17 protein-coding genes are annotated in these 20,656 nt (G+C 72.2%); 8 read left to right on the top strand and 9 right to left on the bottom strand.

Going from position 1 to position 20,656, the window contains the following annotated elements:
- Window positions 1-27 precede the first annotated feature (27 nt).
- From rbsD to AC069K_RS25005, 5 genes are read right to left on the bottom strand one after another with little or no spacing between them, the layout of a single operon-like run.
- Window positions 28-417: a D-ribose pyranase gene (rbsD, locus tag AC069K_RS25025; RefSeq protein ID WP_365101587.1), complete on the bottom strand. Its 390-nt coding sequence runs from the start codon at window positions 415-417 to the stop codon at window positions 28-30.
- Window positions 414-1,319, bottom strand: coding sequence for a ribokinase (locus AC069K_RS25020; RefSeq protein WP_365101589.1), 906 nt, complete (start codon window positions 1,317-1,319; stop codon window positions 414-416). Before AC069K_RS25020 ends, rbsD begins: the two co-directional genes overlap by 4 nt.
- 38 nt (window positions 1,320-1,357) lie before the next feature.
- Window positions 1,358-3,307: an ABC transporter permease/substrate-binding protein gene (locus tag AC069K_RS25015; RefSeq protein WP_478620006.1), complete on the bottom strand. Its 1,950-nt coding sequence runs from the start codon at window positions 3,305-3,307 to the stop codon at window positions 1,358-1,360.
- A complete protein-coding gene (locus AC069K_RS25010; RefSeq protein ID WP_478620003.1) occupies window positions 3,297-4,835 on the bottom strand; it encodes a sugar ABC transporter ATP-binding protein in 1,539 nt (512 codons plus the stop codon). Before AC069K_RS25010 ends, AC069K_RS25015 begins: the two co-directional genes overlap by 11 nt.
- Window positions 4,832-5,848 carry a LacI family DNA-binding transcriptional regulator gene (locus AC069K_RS25005; RefSeq protein WP_478620000.1) on the bottom strand — a complete coding sequence of 339 codons (1,017 nt, stop codon included), beginning with the start codon at window positions 5,846-5,848 and terminating at the stop codon, window positions 4,832-4,834. The genes AC069K_RS25010 and AC069K_RS25005 overlap by 4 nt, the downstream gene beginning before the upstream one ends.
- Before the next feature lie 629 nt (window positions 5,849-6,477).
- Between AC069K_RS25005 and AC069K_RS25000 the strand changes: the two genes are divergently transcribed.
- Together AC069K_RS25000 and AC069K_RS24995 are read left to right on the top strand one after the other, a co-directional pair.
- A complete protein-coding gene (locus AC069K_RS25000; protein ID WP_478619997.1) occupies window positions 6,478-7,767 on the top strand; it encodes a YncE family protein in 1,290 nt (429 codons plus the stop codon).
- 366 nt (window positions 7,768-8,133) lie between these two features.
- Window positions 8,134-9,942 carry a M4 family metallopeptidase gene (locus AC069K_RS24995; RefSeq protein WP_365101598.1) on the top strand — a complete coding sequence of 603 codons (1,809 nt, stop codon included), beginning with the start codon at window positions 8,134-8,136 and terminating at the stop codon, window positions 9,940-9,942.
- A 93-nt stretch (window positions 9,943-10,035) separates the two neighbouring features.
- Here the strand turns inward: AC069K_RS24995 and AC069K_RS24990 are convergent, their stop codons facing one another.
- Window positions 10,036-11,514 (bottom strand): MFS transporter, encoded by a 1,479-nt coding sequence (locus AC069K_RS24990; RefSeq protein ID WP_365101600.1) that lies wholly within the window; start codon window positions 11,512-11,514, stop codon window positions 10,036-10,038.
- A gap of 161 nt (window positions 11,515-11,675) precedes the next feature.
- On the bottom strand, window positions 11,676-12,671 hold the full coding sequence (locus tag AC069K_RS24985) for a GNAT family N-acetyltransferase (protein ID WP_365101602.1): 996 nt from the start codon (window positions 12,669-12,671) through the stop codon (window positions 11,676-11,678).
- A gap of 123 nt (window positions 12,672-12,794) precedes the next feature.
- Between AC069K_RS24985 and AC069K_RS24980 the strand changes: the two genes are divergently transcribed.
- A complete protein-coding gene (locus AC069K_RS24980; protein WP_478620068.1) occupies window positions 12,795-13,853 on the top strand; it encodes a DUF6528 family protein in 1,059 nt (352 codons plus the stop codon).
- A gap of 54 nt (window positions 13,854-13,907) precedes the next feature.
- On the opposite strand, the gene AC069K_RS24975 is transcribed toward AC069K_RS24980, so the two are convergent.
- Complete coding sequence (locus tag AC069K_RS24975; protein WP_478619993.1) at window positions 13,908-14,873, bottom strand: carbohydrate-binding protein; 966 nt, start codon at window positions 14,871-14,873, stop codon at window positions 13,908-13,910.
- Window positions 14,874-15,153: 280 nt separating this feature from the next.
- Window positions 15,154-15,630 carry an SsgA family sporulation/cell division regulator gene (locus AC069K_RS24970; protein ID WP_365101607.1) on the bottom strand — a complete coding sequence of 159 codons (477 nt, stop codon included), beginning with the start codon at window positions 15,628-15,630 and terminating at the stop codon, window positions 15,154-15,156.
- A gap of 580 nt (window positions 15,631-16,210) precedes the next feature.
- On the opposite strand from AC069K_RS24970, the gene AC069K_RS24965 reads away from it, so the two are divergent.
- The 5 genes from AC069K_RS24965 (at window position 16,211) to AC069K_RS24945 (ending at window position 20,655) form a co-directional block, all read left to right on the top strand.
- Window positions 16,211-16,438 (top strand): hypothetical protein, encoded by a 228-nt coding sequence (locus AC069K_RS24965; protein WP_358832903.1) that lies wholly within the window; start codon window positions 16,211-16,213, stop codon window positions 16,436-16,438.
- 61 nt (window positions 16,439-16,499) lie between these two features.
- Window positions 16,500-16,964, top strand: coding sequence for a cupin domain-containing protein (locus tag AC069K_RS24960; protein WP_478619989.1), 465 nt, complete (start codon window positions 16,500-16,502; stop codon window positions 16,962-16,964).
- 141 nt (window positions 16,965-17,105) lie between these two features.
- Window positions 17,106-17,888, top strand: coding sequence for a GntR family transcriptional regulator (locus tag AC069K_RS24955; RefSeq protein ID WP_365101611.1), 783 nt, complete (start codon window positions 17,106-17,108; stop codon window positions 17,886-17,888).
- 18 nt (window positions 17,889-17,906) lie between these two features.
- On the top strand, window positions 17,907-19,235 hold the full coding sequence (locus AC069K_RS24950; RefSeq protein ID WP_478619986.1) for a hypothetical protein: 1,329 nt from the start codon (window positions 17,907-17,909) through the stop codon (window positions 19,233-19,235).
- 328 nt (window positions 19,236-19,563) lie between these two features.
- A complete protein-coding gene (locus tag AC069K_RS24945; RefSeq protein WP_478619983.1) occupies window positions 19,564-20,655 on the top strand; it encodes a phosphatidylinositol-specific phospholipase C domain-containing protein in 1,092 nt (363 codons plus the stop codon).
- Window position 20,656 lies beyond the last annotated feature (1 nt).

Here is a 20,656-nt window from a genome sequence, read left to right as displayed (position 1 = left end):
CGCCTGCCCCGCGAGGCCCAACCCGCCCTAGAAGAACACCCCGCAGCTGAGCAGGACGTTCGCGTACGGCCGCGCCTCCCCCGTCCGTACGACCAGTCGCGCGCCCGCCGACAGCGCCTTCAGCTCGTCGTGCGCGACCAGGTCGAGCCGCGGGAGGCGGTCCGCCAGCAGCCGCGCGGCCCCGGGGTTCGCCGCGCGCACCTCCCGCGCGGCGGTCGCGCCCTCCACCACCAGCTCGGCCAGCAGCCCGTCGAGCACCTCCGCGAACGAGGGCACCCCGGCCCGGAAGGCAAGGTCGACCACGCGCGGGCCGGCCGGGATGGGCATGCCGGCGTCGCAGACGAGGACCCCGTCGCCGTGGCCCAACTCGGCCAGCGCGCCCGACAGATGACGGTTGAGGATGCCGCCCTTCTTCACCGCGCGAAGACCTCGTCGGCGGTGGGGAAGGACTCCTGCGCGCCCTGCCGGGTGACGGCGGCCGCGCCGACCCGCGCGGCGAACGCGGCGGCGTCCGCCAGGCTCTCGCGCAGGCTCAGCCGCCAGGCGAGCGCGGCGGTGAAGGCATCGCCCGCACCCGTGGTGTCCACCGCCTCGACCCGCGGGCTCTCCACCCGGACGAACGAGTTCGTACTGCCGGCCGCGACCAGGGCGCCCGCCGCGCCCAGCGTGATCACCACCGAGCGCGGTCCGCGCAGCAGCAGCGCCCGCGCCCAGTCCTCGGGGGCGGGCCCCGCCGAGGCGCCGAGCAGGAACCGGGCCTCGTGCTCGTTGACGATCAGCGGGTCGCAGGCGGCGAGCACCTCGGCGGGCAGCGGGCCGGCGGGCGAGGGGTTGAGGACGAACCGGCTGTCGAAGGCGAGGCTGCGGACGGTCTCGACCACCGTCTCCAGCGGGATCTCCAACTGCGCCGAGACCACCCGCGACGCCTGGAAGAGGCTGGCGGCGGCGCGTATGTCCTGCGGGGTCAGCCGGGCGTTGGCGCCGGGCGAGACCACGATGCTGTTGTCCCCCGAGGGGTCCACCGTGATCAGCGCGACCCCGGTGGGCGCCCCGCCGACCAGCAGGCCGACGGTGTCGACTCCGGCTTCCCGCTGGGAGTCGAGCAGCAGTCGTCCGTACGCGTCGTCCCCGACCCGGGCGAGCAGCGCGGCGCGCGCCCCGAGGCGGGCGGCGGCCACGGCCTGGTTGGCGCCCTTGCCGCCGGGGTGGACCGCCAGGTCCGAGCCGAGGACCGTCTCCCCGGGCCCGGGGCGCCGGTCGACGCCGATGACGAGGTCGGCGTTGGCGGACCCGACGACCAGGAGGTCGTAGTCGTACATCCCTGTCCTGCTTTCGCTGAGTGGCGGACCGGCGTCCGTCATGAGAAGTCGGCGGCGTTCTGCCGGGTGACGACCTTGACCGGGACCTTCACGGCGCTCTCGACCGTGTCGCCCTCGGCCGCCCGCACGGCGTTGCGCACCGCGATGCGGCCGAGTTCGGCGGGCTGCTGCGCGACCGTCGCGTACAGCGTGCCCGCTGCGACCGCCTTCAGGCCATCGGGGGTGCCGTCGAAACCGACGACGGCGACGGAGGCGCCCGCCCGGTCGCCGAGCGCCTTGACCGCGCCGAGCGCCATCTCGTCGTTCTCCGCGAAGACCCCGGTGACGCCGGTGTGGGACTGGAGCAGGTTGGTCATGACGTCGAGGCCCTTGGCGCGGTCGAAGTCGGCGGGCTGGCGGGCGACGACGGTGATGCCGGGGTACGCCCTGATGCCCTCGGCGAAGCCCTGGCCGCGCTCGCGGCTGGCGGAGGTGCCCGCGGTGCCCTGGAGGACGACGATCCGGCCCTTGCCGCCGAGCCGGTCGGCGAGGGTCCTGGCGGCCAGCCTGCCGCCCGCGACGTTGTCGGAGGCGACGAGCGTCGCGGTCTCGGCCTTGTTGACGCCGCGGTCGGCGGCGACCACCGGGATGTCCGCCTTGTTGGCGCCGCGCACCGAGGGTCCGACGGCGTCCGAGTCGACCGGGTTGACGATGATCGACTTCACGCCCGCGCCGGTGAAGTTCTGGATCTGGTTGGCCTGCTGGGAGGCGTCGTTCTGGGCGTCGGTGACGGTCAGGTCGATCCCCGCCGCCTTGGCCTCCGCCCTGGCCCCGGCCTCCATCTGCACGAAGAACGGGTTGTTGAGGGTGGAGAGCGACATGCCCACCCTGGTGGACGAGCCGGACGAGCCGGTGTCGACGAACGACAGGGCGCCCAGGACCGCCGCCAGGGCGACGGCCGCGGCCACGAGCTTCGCCGCGCCCCGCTTGCCGCCCGACCCGGGCGCGCTCCCGGCGGCGGAGGCGGTCGTCGCCCCGGCGCGGCGGCGTGCCGTGTCGAGCAGCACCGCGAGCGCGATGACGACACCGATGACGACCTGCTGCCAGAAGGCGGACACCGACAGCAGGTTGAGGCCGTTGCGCAGCACCGCGAGGATCAGCGCGCCGATGAGGGTGCCGGAGGCCTTGCCGACGCCGCCGGAGAGGCTGGCGCCGCCGATGACGACGGCCGCGATCGCGTCGAGCTCGTACCCCTGGGCGGCCTGCGGCTGCGCCGAGACCAGCCGGGAGGCGAGGACGACGCCCGCGACGGCGGCGAACAGGCCCGAGAGCGCGTAGATGGCGATCTTCTGCCGCTTGACCCGCAGTCCGGAGAGCCGGGCCGCCTCCTCGTTGCCGCCGATCGCGTACATGGAGCGCCCGATGTACGTACGGGACAGGATCAGGGCGGTCAGCAGCCCCATCACCACCATCACGATCACCGGGACCGGCAGATGGCCGCCCAGGGTGTCGCCGACGCGGGAGACGGACTCCGGGAAGGCGATCGGGCTGCCCTGCGACAGGACCAGGGACAGGCCCCGGCCGACCGAGAGCATGGCCAGGGTGGCGATGAACGGCGGGAGTTTGCCGTACGCGACGAGGGCGCCGTTGACGGCGCCGCAGGCCAGGCCCGTGCCGATGGCGAGGAGGACCGCGAGCCAGACCGGCAGGCCCTGCTCGGTCGCGGTCCAGGCGAGCACGGTGGCGCTGAGGGCGGCCACCGAGCCGACCGAGAGGTCGATGCCGGCCGAGACGATGACGAAGGTGACGCCGAAGGCGAGGATCGCGGTGACGGCGGCCTGGACACCGACGTTGAGCAGGTTCTGCGTGGTCAGGAAGTCACCGGAGAGCAGCGACATCGCCACCGCCAGGACCACCAGGGCGCTCAGGGCGCCGTTGTCGAGCAGCAGGCGGCGCACGGCCCGGGCGCCGCTCGCGTCCGTGGTGCTGCGGAGCGTGTCAGTGGCCACGGGGGCCCTCCTCTTCGTGCGGTGCCGGGGCGGTGGCGGGGGCCGTGCCGACGGCGAGTTCCATGACCGCTTCCTGGGTGGCGCGGGCGGCGGGGAGTTCCCCGGCGATCCGTCCCTGGGCCATGACCAGGACCCGGTCGCTCATGCCGAGCACTTCGGGCAGATCGCTGGAGATCATGAGGACGGCGTGCCCGGCGGCGGTCAGTTCGTTGATGAGCCGGTAGATCTCGACCTTGGCGCCGACGTCGATGCCCCGGGTCGGCTCGTCGAGGATGAGCACCTTCGTCTCGGCGAGCAGCCATTTGCCGATGACGACCTTCTGCTGGTTGCCGCCGGACAGCGTGCGCACCTGCTGGCCGGGTCCGGCCATCCGGATGCCCAGCCGCTCGGCGATCCGGGCGGCGGCCGTGCGCTGCCCCTTGCGGTCCACGAGGCCGGCGCGGGTGGCCGAGCGCAGGGTGACCAGGCCGAGGTTCTCCTGGACGGAGGCGTCCAGGACGAGGCCCTGGCCCTTGCGGTCCTCGGGGACGAGGCCGATCCCGGCGGCCATGGCGGCGTTCACGTCGTGCCGGGCGACGGACGCGCCCAGCACCTCGACGGTTCCGCTGTCGTAGCGGTCGGCGCCGAAGACGGCCCGGGCGACCTCGGTGCGGCCCGCGCCGACCAGCCCCGCGAGGCCGACGACCTCGCCGGCGCGCACCTCGAAGCCGACGTCGTGGAAGGCGCCGTCGCGGGTGAGCCCGCGCACCGAGAGCAACGGGGCGCCGGGGTCGGGGCGTTCGCGCGGGTACTGCTGGTCGATGTCGCGTCCCACCATCAGGCGGACGAGTTCGGCCTCGGGGGTGGCGGCCGGCACCTGGCCGACGCTCCTGCCGTCGCGCAGGACGGTGACGCGGTCGCCGAGCGCGGGGATCTCTTCGAGGTGGTGGGTGATGAAGACGACGCCCACGCCGTCCGCCCGCAGCGAGCGCACGATCGCGAAGAGGGTGTCGACCTCCTCGGAGGTGAGGACGGCGGTGGGCTCGTCCATGATGAGCACGCGCGCGTCCAGGCTGAGCGCCTTGGCGATCTCGACCATCTGGAGCCGGGCGATGCCCAGTTCCCGTACGCGCGCGTGCGGCGGCACGTCCACGCCGACGCGCTTCAGGAGCACGGCCGCGTCCGCCTCCATCCGTTTGCGGTCGATCATGCCGAAGCGGCGCGGCTGGCGGCCCAGGAAGATGTTCTCCGCCACCGAGAGGTCGGGGACCAGGGTGAACTCCTGGTGGATGGTGGCGATCCCGAGCCGTTCGGCGTCCTGGGCGCTCTGGACGCGCACCTCGTGTCCGTCGACGAGGACGCGGCCGCTGTCGGGGCGGTGGGCGCCGGAGAGCACCTTGATGAGGGTGCTCTTGCCCGCCCCGTTCTCGCCGAGCAGGACGTGCACCTCGCCACGGCGCAGGGCGAAGTCGACGCCGTCGAGGGCGAGCACGCCGGGGAAGGCCTTGCGTATGCCCTCGACGCGCAGGAGTTCGGCGGAACCGGTCACGGGGTGCTCCTCCGGGTGGGGGCGTTCTCGCCGCAGGAGCTGCGGACGACCAGACGGGCGGGCAGGGTGACGGACTGCGGGGGGCGGCCCTCGATGCGGTCGACGAGCGCGCGGACGGCGGCCCGGCCCAGTGCGCCGGTGGGCTGCGCGATCGCGGTGATCGGCGGGTCGGTGTGGACGAACCACGGGATGTCGTCGAAGGCGGCGAGCCCAATGTCGTGCGGGACGCGCAGGCCGTGCGCGCGGATGGCGTCGAGCGCTCCCAGCGCCATCAGGTTGTCGGCGGCGAAGACGACGTCGGGTGGTTCGGCAAGCGCGAGGAAGCGCTCGGTGCAGCGGCGGCCGCTGCCGGCCTGGAAGTCGCCGTGGCCGATGTAGGCCTCGGGCAGCGGGAGCCGGTGCTCGCCCAGGGCGTCGCGGAAGGCCTCGACGCGTTCGCTGCCGGTGGTGGTGGCGGCGGGGCCCGCGATGATGGCGAGCCTGCGGTGGCCCAGGGCGTGCAGATGGGCGACGAGATCGCGGACGGCGGACCGGCCGTCGGCCCGTACGACGGGTACGTCCACGCCGGGGATCCAGCGGTCGACGAAGACCATGGGGGTGGCGGCGCGGGCCGCGTCCAGGATCAGCGGGGAGCCGCCGTCGGTGGGCGACACGAGCAGGCCGTCGATCCTGCGGTCGAGGAGGGTGCGGACGTGGTGGTCCTGGAGCTCGGGCCGCTCGTCGGCGTTGCCGATGATGACGCTGTAGCCGAGCGCGCGGGCCTCCTCCTCGACGGAGCGGGCGAGTTCGGTGAAGTACGGGTTGAGTACGTCGCTGATGACCAGGCCCAGGGTGCGCGTCTGGTCGGTGCGCAGCGACCTGGCCACGGCGTTGGGCCGGTAGCCGAGGGCGTCCACGGCGGCGAGGACGCGGGTGCGCGCCTCGGGGCTGACGGACGGGTGGCTGTTGAGGACCCGGGAGACCGTGGCGACGGACACGCCCGCGCGGGCGGCCACGTCCTTGATGCTCGCCATGTGCCGGACCACCTCCTTGTGCGTCCGTGGAATCGATTACACGGAGGATTGGAATCGATTACAGGCCCTCCGGCAACCCCCTGCCCGACCTCCGAGATCCGATCGTGATGAACACCCGCTTCGGGCGGGCGCCGCGGCGGGACGTGCGGCACGGCCCGGACCGCCCTCGTCGGCCGCGCCGCCCCGACGGCTCCCGCGCGGCGCGTTCGTGGCGCTCCCGCGACCCACCTACTGCTGGGGACAGGGCAGTCGATGAACACTCTCCTGCTGTCACGTGCCGGGAAGCTCTTCCCCCCGTCGCGCGCCGGGCACACCGGCCACGGAAGGAGCCGTCCATGCGTACAGGGGGATCGACTCGCCCAGACGGTGTCGATTCCGGCAGGCCGCGCCGGCGCGAAGCTCAGCCTCCACCTCCACGTCGACACGGCCCTCGACGTGAGCGGAGACCGCCTCGCGATCCAGCGGACGCCGCCCGTCCCTCAGCGGGGTGGGCGGCGTCCGCCGCGTCCGGCCGGGCCCGGCATCCGCCGCCGTCGTGGCTCTTGCCTTGTCGCGCGGGCCTCACTACCGTCCGGTAGCCACATCGCACCGTGATTGTCATGCCCCCCACAAGATCATCCGGAGTGACGATGCCCGTCTACCGAACACTCGGCTCCCTGGCGGCCGTGGTGACCCTCGCCGTGACCGGGGCCTCCGCGACCGCTTCCGCGTCCTCGTCCGCCTCCGACGCCCCCGGCACACCGGCCGCAGGTGCCGCGGCCCTGCGGGAGGTGATGTTCGTCGGCAACAACTGGGACGGCACCGCCGACGTCGTGAAGTCCAGCGGCGACCTCGCCCGGATCGGGCGGATCAACGTCATCCCGGACAAGGACCAGCGGCTTACCGAGATCTACCTCAACCCGATCAAACTGGCCTACTTCCTCGGTATCCGGCAGGGCCCCGGCGAGGGCCACGACCAGTTCGTGGACGACATGTACTCCACGCCAGACGGCTCCGCGGTCGTGGTCTCCCGGCCCAGCTTCGCCGATGTGGTCTCCATCGACCTGACCACCGGGCACGTCAACTGGCGCTTCCCCGTGTCGGGTTACCGCTCGGACCACATGGCGGTCTCCCCCGACGGCACCCGGGTCGCCGTCTCCGCCTCCACCTCGAACACCGTGCACGTCCTCGACATCGCGACCGGCCGGCAGCTCGGTTCCTTCGCGACCGGCGACAAACCCCACGAGAACGTCTTCACCGACGGGGGAAAGCACCTGTGGAACATGGCGATCGGGGAGGTGAACACAGCGCTCGACGACCCGGCGTGGGACTGGACGAAGGGCGACCGGCGTATCACCGTCGTGGACGCGCACACCTTCAAGCCCGTCAAGGTCATCGACATGCGCGACCGGCTCGACGCGTTCGGCCGCAAGGACCTCTCCGACGCGGTACGGCCCGTGGTCTTCACACCCGACGAGTCCACGCTCTACTTCCAGGTGTCGTTCTTCAACGGCCTGCTGGAATACGACATCGCCACCGACCGGATCACCCGCGTCAAGACCCTGCCCAAGAACCCCGCGACCAGCGAGGACCGCACCACCTGGGTCAACGACTCGCGCCACCACGGCCTCTCGATCAGCCCCGACGGCGCCCGCCTCTGCGTGGCGGGGACGATGGACGACTACGTCACGGTCGTCGACCGGGCCACCTTGCGGGAGGGGCCGCTGGTCCCCGCGTCCAAACCGTACTGGGCGACCGTGAGCGGGGACGGCACGGCGTGCGTCATCTCCGAGAGCGGGGCGGACCGGATCACCGCGATCGACTTCGCGACCGGCCACAGGACGGTGTCCGTCGCGGTCGGTGACCACCCGCAGCGGGTACGCCTCGGCCATGTCACCGCCGACTGGACCGGTCCGGCGGCCCGTCACCCGGCGAGCTGACGCCGTCCCCGGTCCGCCAACGATCCGCGCATTTCCCCTCGTACGGGAAGGAAACGCCGCCCGCGCGCTGTGATGACCAGCACAGTGCGCGGCCGGCGCAACCAACGTGGTCCGGTGCGCATCTGGACCGGTGGGATCATCGGAGGAACACGAAGCCCGCACGGCCGGTCGCCCTGCGTCCATGCGGGCGGGGGCGATTGTTAAATCTCCGTTCCGAAGGCACACAAGCCGTACAAACGGCTTTACATGCGCATGTCAGGCATAGCAGTGTTCGCTCGGGACCACACAGTCCCCGCGGTGCTCGCAGACACCGTGCGTACGGGCGGTTGTAGCCGGCCGCCCCGCAACACCTAAGGATCTTCCATAGTGCGTACACCCCACATACGCAGACTGGCGATCGCCCTGGCCGTCACCACGGCCGCGACCATCACGGTGGGGGGCGTGGGCACCGCCGTGGCGACCTCCGCCGCCTCCGGGAACTCCCGTGTGGCCGCCTCCGCCAAGTCCGCGAAGTCGGTCGTGGACGCGGCGCGCGCCGCCGCCTTCGCGCACGCCGCCGCCACCGGTGTCTCCAAGGACGACACCCTGACGGCCACCGACACGCTGGTCGACCCGGACGGCAAGCAGCACGTCCGGTTCGCCCGCGCCCACAAGGGGATGCCGGTCCTCGGTGGTGACCTGGTCATCCACCTCGACGCCAAGTCCGCGTACCTCGACGTGACCCGGGCCACCCGCCGCCAGGTCGCCGTCACCGCCAAGGCACCGAAGCTGACGGCCGCGCAGGCCAAGGCGAAGGCCGCCTCCCGGGCGAAGGGCGACGCGGGTACGCCCGAGCTCGTCGTCGACGTGCGCGCCGGCCGCACCGCCCTCGCCTACCAGATCAAGGTCAGCAACAGCAGGACCACCGAGGCGGGCGGCGTCCGCACGGTCGTCATCGACGCCACGACCGGCGCCGTGCTCACCGACATCCCCGCCGCGGACACCTTCATCTCGCCGCGCCTGAAGTCCAAGCTGCGCAAGAGCGGCGAGAAGGCGGCGCCGCTCACCGGGGCGAAGACCTCCGGTGCCGCCGCCACCGCGTCCGCGGGCAAGCCGTTCAACCCGCCGCGCACCGCCGGCATCCCGTCGGTCGGTTCCGGCGCGTCGCTGTTCGTCGGCAAGGTGCCGCTGAACACGCTGAGGACCGGCGGCACCTCGTACCTGCTCAAGGACGCCACCCGCGGCAACACCGAGACGCGTGACGCGGGCGGCCGTGAGCTGGAGCAGTTCACCCAGGGCAAGCCGTTCACCAGCACGTCCAACACCTGGGGCAACGGCGCCAAGACCAACCGGCAGACCGCCGCCGTGGACGCCCAGTACGGCATCGCCAGCACCCTCGACTTCTACAAGAAGGTGCTGGGCCGCAACGGCATCAAGAACGACGGCGCCGGTGCCCGCGCGATGGTGCACTTCGGCACCAACGTGGGCAACGCGTTCTGGTACTCCGAGTGCGGCTGCATGCTCTACGGAGACGGTGACGGCGCCACCTTCACCCAGCCGCTGGTCGTCCTCGACGTCACGGGCCACGAGCTGACCCACGGCGTGGTCGACGCCACGGCCAACCTCCAGCCGACCCGGGTCGACGACCAGGGCAACCAGTTCGGTGAGCCGGGTTCGCTCAACGAGTCGCTCGCCGACATCTTCGGCAGCAACGTCGAGTTCGAGACCAACAACGCCAACAACGCGCCCAACTACCTGGTGGGCGAGAAGCTGGGGCTGGCGCAGACCTTCCTGCGCCGTCTGGACAAGCCGTCGCTCGACGAGCTGGAGGGCACGGTCGACTACTGGTCGCCGGCCTCGTACGACGCGGAGGTGCACGGCGGTTCGGGCGTCTCCTCGCACGCGTACTACCTGCTCGCCGAGGGCAGCGGCAAGAAGACGATCGGCTCGGTCGCCTATGACTCGCCGACCTACGACGGCGCGTCCGTGACCGGTATCGGCCGCGCCAAGGCGACGCAGATCTTCTACCGCGCCCTGACGCGCTACATGGTCTCCACCACCGACTTCCACGACGCCCGTACGGCGACGCTGAAGGCGGCGGCCGACCTGTACGGCACCTCCGGCGTCGAGTACAAGACGGTCGACAGGGCCTGGGCCGCGGTCAACGTCACCGCGGCGAACACGCCGAAGCGCTGACACCCGGCGCGGACGAAGGAGGCGCCCCCGCGGTATGCGCGGGGGCGCCTTCGTCTTGGTCCGGACGGCCGGTCCGCCGCCAAAGACGGGCCCTCAGCCTCCGGCGGCCGCCTCCCGGGCCGACAGGGGTGTGGCGATGTCCTCCAGCGACTTGCCCTCGGCGTCGACGGCGAGGAACGCCGCCACCCCGCCCGCGATCGTCATCAGGGCCGCGCCCACGCAGAAGGCCACCACCGCGTCGTCGACGATGCCGCTCGACGTGAGCCCGGAGAAGACCAGCGGCCCGGAGATACCGCCTGCGGCCGTGCCGATCGCGTAGAAGAAGGCGATCGCCATCGCCCGCGTCTCCATCGGGAAGATCTCACTGACCGTCAGATACGCCGAACTGGCGCCCGCCGAGGCGAAGAAGAGCACCACGCACCAGCAGGCGGTCATCGTGGTCGCGTTGAGCCACCCCTGGCTGAAGAACCAGGCGGTGACGAAGAGCAGCGCGCCGGAGAGCAGATAGGTCCCCGCGATCATCACCCTGCGCCCGACGGTGTCGAAGAACCGGCCGAGCAGCAGCGGCCCGAGGAAGTTCCCGAAGGCGACGACGGCGAAGAAGTAGCCGGTGTGGCCGCTGGCGACGTCGAAGAACTTCACCAGGATCGAGCTGAAGCCGAACGTGATGGCGTTGTAGAGGAAGGCCTGCCCGATGAAGAGCGCGAAGCCCAGCACCGCGCGCTTGGGATAGGAGCGGAAGAGGGTCCTGGCGATCTCCAGGAACCCCACGCTCTCGCGCTGTTCGATGGTGATGGGCCGGCCCGGCGCGGGCAGCGGCTCGCCCGTCTCCTCCTCGACCTGCCGTTCCACGTCCTTGACGAGCCCCTCCGCGCCCTCCTCCTGGCCGTGGATGAACATCCAGCGCGGGCTCTCCGGCACGTGCCGCCGCACCAGCAGGATGACCAGGCCGAGCACCACGCCGAGGGCGAAGGTGAGCCGCCAGCCGAGGTCCTTGGGGAAGATGTCCGTGTTCAGGGCGAGGACGGACAGGAGCGCGCCGCCCATCGCGCCGAGCCAGTAGCTGCCGTTGATGATGAGGTCCACCCGGCCGCGGTACTTGCTGGGGATGAGCTCGTCGATCGCGGAGTTGATGGCCGCGTACTCGCCGCCGATGCCGAAGCCGGTGAGGAAGCGGAAGAGGAAGAACCACCACGCGGAGAAGGACAGCGCGGTCATGGCGGTGGCCGCCAGATAGACCGCGAGGGTGATGAGGAAGAGCTTCTTGCGGCCGTACCGGTCGGTGAGCCAGCCGAAGAAAAGGGCGCCGAAGCAGGCTCCGGACACGTACAGCGCGGCGCCGAGACCGGTGATCTGCGCGTCGGTGATGTCCAGACCGCTGCCGTCCTCGGAGAGGCGGCTGGCGATGTTGCCGACGACGGTGACCTCGAGGCCGTCGAGGATCCACACGGTGCCGAGCCCGATGACGATCATCCAGTGCCAGCCCGACCAGGGCAGCCGGTCCAGCCGCGCGGGGACCTCGGTGGTGATGGTCCGGCCCCGCGCCTCGCTCCCCACCGTCGCACCGTCCATGCGTGCCTCCTGCCTGCCGAGGTCCGATGAGCGCCCGGGATACCGGACGTGTCCGCCACGGGTACCCGAAGATCATCGCGACTAACCCGCCCGGTCGGGGCGCGTACCCGCTTCACACCGGCGCCGGGCGGGTCCGGCGCGCCCCCTGTTTCCGCGTGCCCTCAGCCGCCCCTCAGCGGCCGGGCGTACGTGACGTACTCCCGGTGGGCGGTGAAGCCCAGCCGTTCGTAGAGGCCCAGGGCGCCGGACGGGTTGGCGGTGTCGACGGTGAGGGAGGCGCTGTCGTAGCCGCGGGTGAGGGCGGCGTCGAGGGTGGCTGCCATCAGGGTGGGGGCGGCGCCGCGCCCGCGGTGCGAGCGGCGGGTGGCGAGGTAGCCGACGTGGCAGTCGCGGGTGCCGTCGGCGGCGGTGTCCGCCTCGTACTCCTCGGCGATCAGATACGCCACCACCTGGTCGCCGTCCAGGAGCAGCCTCGACAGGGCCGGGCGGAACGAGCGGGCGCCCACGACATGGGTCCGCCAGTCGGTCGGGTCCATCGCGGTGAAGTCCCAGTGGTCCCGGAAGGCGTCGTTGTGGGCCAGCCGGGTGGGCTCGTCCCAGACGGGCTCGAACGGCACGAGCCGCAGCCCCTCCGGTACGCCCCCGGTCATCGGGCGCCCGGTGTTGAGCGGGTGGGTCATCTCGAACCACCAGCGGCAGGCGGTGAACCCGCCGCTCGCCGCCAGCGCCTCCAGGTTCGCGTCCCCGGACTTCCCGCTGATCAGGAGCTCGCCCGGCAGGTGCGCGAAGCCCTCGGCGTAGCGGGTGCGGGCCCGTGCGTCCATCCAGGAGACGAGATGGCGGCCGAGACCCTGGCGCCGCCAGTCGGGGTGGACCGCCGCGTCGCCGCGGAAGCGGGCCGCGTCCACGGCTCCGTCCGGGGCGTGCACCAGGGCGTAGGCGACGAGCCGTGCGCCGTCCCACAGCGTGAGGGTGTCCCGCTCCAGGTCCAGCTTGGGGTTCTCCAGCTCTTCGGCCAGGTCGTCGGCGTCGACGTGGTGGCCGCTCCTGTCGGCGCGCTCCGCGTCGGCGCGCAGCCTCAGCCAGGCGGGCACGTCGGCCTTGTCCATCGGCCGCGTCAGGAATCCCCCGGGTGCGATGTGCGACGTGGTGTTCACCGCTCCATCGTCGGTCGCGGCCGGGGGAGCCGCCCGCTGGCCCGTGCGGGTGGAGTACGCGGGGACCGCGCGCCCCCTCACCACGGGAGAGGGAGGTGCCTGCCAACGTAGGGCCCCGTGCCCATGACACGTCCCGCGTCCTCCTCGCGCGCCCCCCGCCGGGCCCTGCTGCGGGCAGCCGTGGCCGGCGGGCTCGCCGCGCTGGCGGCGCCGACGGTCCGCGCGGCCGCGCGGGCCCCCTCCCCCGTTGCCGCGCCCCGCTCCTCCCGGGCGCCGGGAACCCAGATCCTCGCCTGCGACCAGGCGTCCCAGTCGGTGATCCTGCTGGACGCGGCCAGCGCCTACTGGCGTTCGGGGAGCCCCGACCGGACGGCCCGGGCCGCCGATCTGCAACCGCTGTGGTCCTGGTCGCCGGTGGCCGACCCCGCCCTGGCGGATCTCGATCCGCGCGGCGGCTGGCAGAACGTCAGCGAGGCCAAGGCCCGCGCCACCGCCGCCGGCCCGCTGCTGCTGACCTGCGCCTCCGGCGGTTTCGTGGCGGCGGTGCACCGCGAGGGCGGGGCGGTGTACTGGGCGGCCTCGCTGCCCGCCTCGGCCAACCCCCACAGCGTCGAGCTGCTGCCGGACGGCAATGTCGCGGTGGCGGCGAGCACCGGCGGCTTCGTCCGTGTCTACACCGCCTCACAGGGCGCGCGCTCGGGGACGCACGCCTCCTTCGCGCTGTCCGGGGCGCACGGGCTGCTGTGGGACGCGGGCAGCGGACTGCTGTGGGCGCTGGGCGACCGGCTGCTGGTGGGCCTCGCCGTGGACGGCGGCCCCGCGAGCCCCCGGCTGACGGCGGCGCGGACCGTCACCCTGCCCGAGACCGGCGGCCACGATCTGGCGCGGGCGCTCGGCACGGACAGTGCGATGTGGCTGTCGACCAGCACCCATGTGCGCCGCTTCGCCGTCGCCGCCGGCGCGTTCGTCCCGTACCCGGACGAGAGCGCCGTCGACCGTCCTTCGGTCAAGAGCGTCAGCCAGAACCCGGCCACCGGGCAGCTCCTGACCGTGAGCCCCGAGCCGGGCGCCCCCTGCACCTGGTGCACCTCCCGCATCCGCTTCCACGGGCCGGGCGGCGAGGAGGAGCTCAAGGGGTCGAGCCTGTACAAGGCGCGGTGGTGGACGGCCGACGCGCCCTGACGCCCGGCCGCCGCGGGAAGGCGGCCGGGCGCCGGCTGCGGGTTCAGGGCGCGGTCACTGCCGTACGGTCCAGTGGTCGTTGGCGCCCGCCTGGAGGAACTTCAGCGGCGGGCAGAGGAAGTCCCGCCCGGAGGGATTGGCCTCGGTCCACGGGGAGTCGGCCGGGCGCGCGGGCTTCCACACACCCGCCTTGCGCAGCTGGATGGCGCTGCTGTCGAAGACGGTGTTCCTGGCCTCGGTGCAGTAGTAGCCCACACCCGTGGCCGGGTTGACGCTCGCGTAGATCTCGAAGATGTCCCAGCCGTAGTCCAGGTCGCTCCGGTCGGTGCCGGACTGGCGGTAGAGCAGCTCCCACTGCGCGGTGCGGTGGTTGTACAGGTACGAGGACCAGCGGTTGCCCGAGCCGGTGTCCTTGACGAGCTGGATGCTGAAGGCCGGGCGGCCGTCGACGGCGGTGGTGTACTTCGCGCGGAAGTCGGCGTCCAGCGGCAGGATCTTGGCCGGTCCGCCGTTCCGCGAGCACCAGTCCCACGCCCACAGCTCGTTGCCGCTGTTCCAGTACGCGGTGACCACTTCGATGCAGGAGTTCTGCGCCTTGGTGGTGGGCGCGTAGGTGAAGTTGTCGGCGTCGCTCACCTGGTAGGCGGGGTCGAGGCTGTGGGTGGCGGTGATGCCGTCGTGGGTGCCGGGCTGCGGGAAGATCCCCCACCAGTTGTGGGTGAGGGCGGCGGGACGTGCGGCGCGGCCGTCCTTGAGCGCCGCCACCGCCCGGTCGCGGCCCGCGTCGCGGGCGGGGGTGCGGGCCCCGGCGACGGCGCCGCGGTGCGGGGCGTCGGGCGAGGGCGGGGCGGCGGGGCGTTCGGTGGGACGGGCGGCGGCGGTCCCCGTGCTCTGCACGGTTCCCAGCGCCGCGGCGGCGACGAGCAGGGCGGCCGCGAGGGCGGTTCTCGCGGATCCGGTGGATCTGACGGATCTGGCGGATCTGGCGGATCTCGCCCGGGTGCGCGTGGCTGTGTTCACGTGGCTCCTCCAGACCGGACGCGGGGTCCGGACGTCATGGGGTACGACGGTGGGGGGTGGGAGCACGGGTCCGGCGGCGGCGCGGGGTGGAGCGGGGGGGGGTGCGGGGTGGTGCGCCGCAGCGGAACCGGTGAGCGACTAGTAATGTTCATGTCATTGACGGAACTGTCAATAGCCGCTGGAGCCACGCGTTTTGACGTGGAACGCTTTCGAGCCGCGCCCGCTCCGGAAGCGCCGGGGCGGGCGGCGGGCTCTCAGGAATCCGTTCCCCCCGTCGGACCTACTGCGGGCCGTGATCCAGACACGGACACTCCCGGCCGCACCAGCGGCAGGCCGGGGCCGGCGCGGGGGTCGGCGCCAGCAGCAGGTCCAGGACCGCGTCCACGTCGTAGCCGTCCAGCTCGCTTCCTTCCGGAACGAGTTGGTACGTACGGGAAAGGAACTCCGCCACGTCCTCGAGACCGGCCAGCAGATCGGCGCTGCCTTCGTCCGAATCCAGCCTGATCCGTAACCCCCCGTCGCCGCAGTACCAGACGCGGACGTCCCCCATCCCGACCGGGCGGCGGGAGGTCAGCCCCTCGGCCACCAGATCCCGGCCCATCGTCCAGGTGGTGTGGGTGCCGTTGCCGCAGACGAAGTCCACGGACACCGCGAGCGGATCGTCGGAGTCATAGGTCATCACGGCTTCCACCGGCGTCATGGCATCACCCCCCTCGTGCAGCAGCTCCACATACAGCGGTACGCAGATCTCTTCCATGTCTCCCCCCTCGGGACGGGCACCAGCGTCGGCTCTATGTCCTCTATGACGAAATGGACCGTGGTGTTAGTGACGGATTCCACCACCTCACCTACGCGCCGCGCGCCAGAACTGACTCAACTACCCCCGTCGGCCCCCGAAAACGTGTAGGCGCGGCCCCGGTCAAGGGGGCGCGCCGGACACACCCGTGCGGAGGAACGACTCAGCACGCCCCCTCGTCCTGCCAGACGCCCCACTCACCGGCCGTCCCGGGCTCCTCGTTCTGCGGCCACCACTTGGCCTTCCACTGATGGCCGCGGTGGGAGACCTCGTTGCCCGAGGGGTGGACCGCCGTGCTGCTCCACGCCGCCGCCTCGCAGGGCGGCCGCGGTGCTGGACGCGTCGGAGCAGGTCCGGCCGAGTTCGGTGCCGCCGCTGCCGCCGGCCGAGACGGTCAGGCACCGCCCCGGGGCCACGGAGACCGCCGCCCGCTCCCGGCCCCAGGGACGCGTCCGCCGGCCGCGCGCCGCCCATTGTCAGTGCCGCGCGAGATGCTTGACGGTCCGACACCTTTATCGACGGACACGAGGGAGAAGCCGAGATGACCGAACCGGAGCGCACGGCCGCCAAGGCGTACGTCCGGCTGCTGCAGACCGCGCAGGCCGTGCTCGCGGACCCGGCGACGGCGCCGCGCGCCCTGGCGCTGCTCGCCGGGCCGATGGCCGAGGCCGAGGAGTCCCTGCGGGCGGCGGGCCTCGCGGGCAACGAGGCCCGGCTGTTCGCGCTGGTGGAGGACCTCCAGACCGATACGTACGCCTCGGGTCCCTGAGCCCGGAGCGCGCCTGCCACTATGGGGCCCCGGGGGGGCGACGGCGACGGAAGGGCATGCCATGCGGGACTGGGTTGCCGAGCTCGGGCTCGAACCCCACGCGGAGGGCGGATACTTCCGCCGCATCTACACCAGCGCGCACACCCTGCCGCTCCCCCGGGGCCCCAGACCGGCCGCCACGTCCATCCACTATCTGCTCACCCGGGACCAGCCGCTCGGCCGTCTGCACCGCAACCGGAGCGACATCCTGCACTTCCTCCTCGACGGCGGACCGCTCGAATACGCCACGCTCGCCCCGGACGGCACCCTCGGCCGCGTCCGCCTCGGCACCGACGACTCGCGGTTCCTGCTGGTCCCCGGCGGCCACTGGAAGGCGTCCCGCCTGGTCGACGGCGCCGAACACGGCCTGGTGGCCGAGGTGGTCACGCCCGGCTTCGACTACGCGGACCACGAGTTCGCGACGGAGGCGGACCTGCGCTGGTTCCCGGACGCGACCGACGCGCTCCGGCCATTCCTGCCCTCCTGACCCGCGCGCCGCCTCTCCCGTATGTGGCAATCTCGCCAATGTCCGCCTGCGGTTCACCCTGGCGGTCTAGACCAATGATACAAAGGCAGTCGCTCCACAGAACCACTCAGACACCCGCAGTGATCGAATCTAGGGAGACACATGCCCGGCACACATGGTCATTCCCTGCCCCCCGTTCCCCGCTATCTGGAGATCGCCCACGACCTCAAGTCCACGATCGAGTCCGGCACTTCGACGCCCGGACACCGGCTGCCCGCCGAGCGGATCCTCGCCGAGCACTACGGCAGCAACCGCCAGACGATCCGCCAGGCCCTGGACGTCCTGCGCCAGGAGGGGCTCATCAGCACCGAGAAGCGCGGTTCCTTCGTCCGTGGCGACCGCCCCGGAGAGGCGCACGCGCGGCTGCTCCAGGCGCCCCCGGAGGCGCAGTTCCCGCTGGGCGCGCTCAGCCCCCGGGCGGGCATCGCCGCCGCGACCCGGCTGGTCTGGGAGGCCCCGCCCGCCCCGTACGCGACGCAGCTGGGCCTGCGGCCCGGCGTACGCACCCTCGTCCACTACTACACGGCCTCGGCCGGCGACCGGGAGATCCAGCACGCGGTCAGCTACCTCTCCCCCAGCCTGATCGCCCAGATCCCGCTCCTCGCGCGCTACGAGCGGACGCTGTCCCACCACACCCACAGCGATCTGCGCCGCCTCTACGCGTGGGCCGCGGACGCCGGCCTCAGCCTGGAGCACAACGAGCAGCTCACCATGGCCCCCGGCGACGACCGCTCCGACGGCGTCCCGCAGCTGGAGATCCACCGCGAGGTGCGCGACCAGCACCACCGCACCGTAGAGATCACCCTGCTGACCTTCCCGCACGCCGAACAAGGCCCGATATATCACTTCACGTCCCCGGCCCGGGATGTGCGCCCGCCGCTCTGACACCTACTCTTCCTGGTCATGACCAGATCATGGAAGACCGGGCTCACCGCCCTGGCCGCCGGCTTCGCCGCCGTCGCCGCATCCCTGGCGACGGCCGGTCCCGCCCGGGCGGCCACCCCGTTCGGCTCGCTCGACAGCGCCGTCGTCAGCCAGTTCACCCTCGACCCGGAGGCGGACTTCGGCGGGCAGCGCCAGAACACCTTCGACGTCTACGACGAGGCGATCAAGGCGGTGGAGGCCAAGGGAGCGGTCGCCCAGACCAACGCCACGAGCGTGCTCACCTCGGGCGGCCGCACCGGCACCAACGGCCTGTGCCACAGCACGGGCCTTGCTTCGAGCCTCGGCCCGACCGGCTTCTGCTGGGACAAGGCGGACGACACGTCCAACTCCTACACCGACGCAGGCGGCTGGACGCCGCAGGGTCTGACCGGCTCGTACGACGCCCAGCCCGGCGGACTGTGGGACGGCCACAAGGCCTTCCTGGCCTCCTGGCACTTCAGCCGGGGTCTCGGCGGGGCGAACCCGGTACCGAACGAGTTCGCCCGGGTCAGTCTGGTCAACGCCGACAACAGCAGGATCACGTACAACCACCTGCTGCTCGTCGAGCCCACCGGCACCCGGGCGGGCGGCGACGGCAACTTCCGGGCCGTCCAGGGCACCCACGCCGACGGTGTGGTCTGGTACGGCAACAAGGTCTTCGTCGCCAACGGCCGCTGGCTCCAGGTGTACGACCTCCAGCACATCTGGAAGGTCAACTCCAGCCAGGAGTCGGTCGGCATCACCGGCACGACGTCCTCGGCGCGCTGGAGCAACTACGCGCTGCCCATGGTCGGCCGCTACCGCACCACCGCCGACGACAACACCGCGTGTGCCGTGGTCACCGGCACCACCCCCTGTCTGAACTCGCTGAGCCTGGACCGCACCGGCCAGGACGGCCTGGTCTCCGCCGAGTACAAGTCCGGCGGAGCGGGCGGCCGGGTCGTGCGCTGGCCGCTGAACTACCTCACCGCGCTCCCCTCCACCACCGACCCGTCGGGCCACGGCGTCAGCCACGCCACCGTCGGCTATTCGTCGCCGGTCTGGGCGATGCAGGGGGCCACGACCAACGGCCAGTACTGGTACATGAGCGGCACCTGCCCCACGGGCACCGGCGGCGGCTCCGGTGACGCCATCGACTACTCGTGCATCCACCGGGCCTTGCCCAACGACGCCCCGCACGTGTACACCACCTCCCCGGTCCTGACCCAGAACCTCGGCTACTCGCCGGACACCGGGCGGATCTGGGGCATCAACGAGCGCATCAACTCCACCACCGGCATACGGGTCGTCTTCTCGATCACCGGGTGATCCCCCTCGGGTGACCGGCGCCCGCCCCGGGCGCGCCGACCGCGGCGGCCACGGCAGGCCGAGGGCGGCGGCGCCCGGGACGGACGGCATTCCGCTGTGCCGGAATCCTGCTGTGCCTGACCGGAGCGTCGGTGGGGCGGTGCGCCGGCCAACCCTCCATCCATGGCGTGCCGTTCGAAGACTTCCGGCCGATGGCAGGTCGGCGACCAGCTCGGCGACAACTCGGCGACAGCGGGAATGCAGCGTGTGTTGCTTGTCATGACTCTGTCGATTCACACTCTGCTGTCACCGTCCGACGAACAGCCGCCCCCCCCCACTGGAGGTCCCCGTGTCAGAACCGCTGCCCGGACGCCGTACCACCCGCCTGCGCACCGCTCTGGCCGCGACAGCCGCCGTCGGTCTCGGCCTGGCGCTCCTCGGCGCGGGCGGCGGCGCCGACGCCTCCGCCGCCGGACCCGACAGCCTGCCGCTGTCCGGCACCACGTCCTCGGGCCTGCACAACACCTATGACCCGGCGTCCTTCCGGTATCTGGCGCAGGCACTCGACACCGGCACCTCCATGATCGAGCTCGACGTGTGGGACGACTTCATCACCAAGGAGTGGAAGGTCAGCCACTCCAACCCGTTGGGCAACAGCAACAACTGCGTCAACGCGAGCACGCCCGCACAGCTCTACTCCGGGAGCGCCAACAAGAACCTGGAGAGCTGCCTGGACAACGTACGGGTCTGGCTCGCGGCCCACCCGGGACACGGGCCTCTCATGGTCAAGCTGGAGATGAAGGCCGGGTTCCAGTCCCGCTTCGGCCTCGGCCCGGCCCAGTTGGACCAGGCGATCAGCGCCCACCTCGGGTCGGCGGTCTTCCGCCCGGCCGACCTGCTGGCCAAGCCGGGCGGTGGCCAGTACGCCACCCTCGACGAGGCGGCCACGGCCGGGAACTGGCCCACCCGCGCGCAACTCGCCGGAAAGGTCGTCCTGGAGATCATCCCCGGCACGGTCGAGGAGGGCAATCCGACCGACACCCTGTGGACGGACAAGGAGTACGCGACGTATCTGCGCGATCTGCACGCCGCCGGACGCACCGGGCAGGCCCAGATCTTCCCCACGGTCCACGGCGCCCAGTCCGGCGACCCGCGCACCCGTTACGCGGACACCTCGCTGCGCCCGTGGTTCGTCCTGTTCGACGGTGACGCCGCCACGTACCTCAACGGCACCATCGACACCGGCTGGTACGACGCCCGCCACTATCTGCTGGTGATGACCGACTCCCACGGCGTCGCCCCGGCCCTGGACGCCAAGAACCCTCCCGCGGCCGACGCCCAGGCCCGCATAGCGCTGCTCGCCAAGTCCCACGCGACCATCGCCTCCAACGACTGGACCGCACTTCCCCAGGTCCAGGGCATGACGCTGCCCCGAGGCTGAC

This window comes from Streptomyces sp. NPDC043908 (assembly GCF_056435525.1).
Note: the sequence above shows the minus strand (reverse complement) of the source record. Positions and strands in the feature narration are given on the sequence as shown.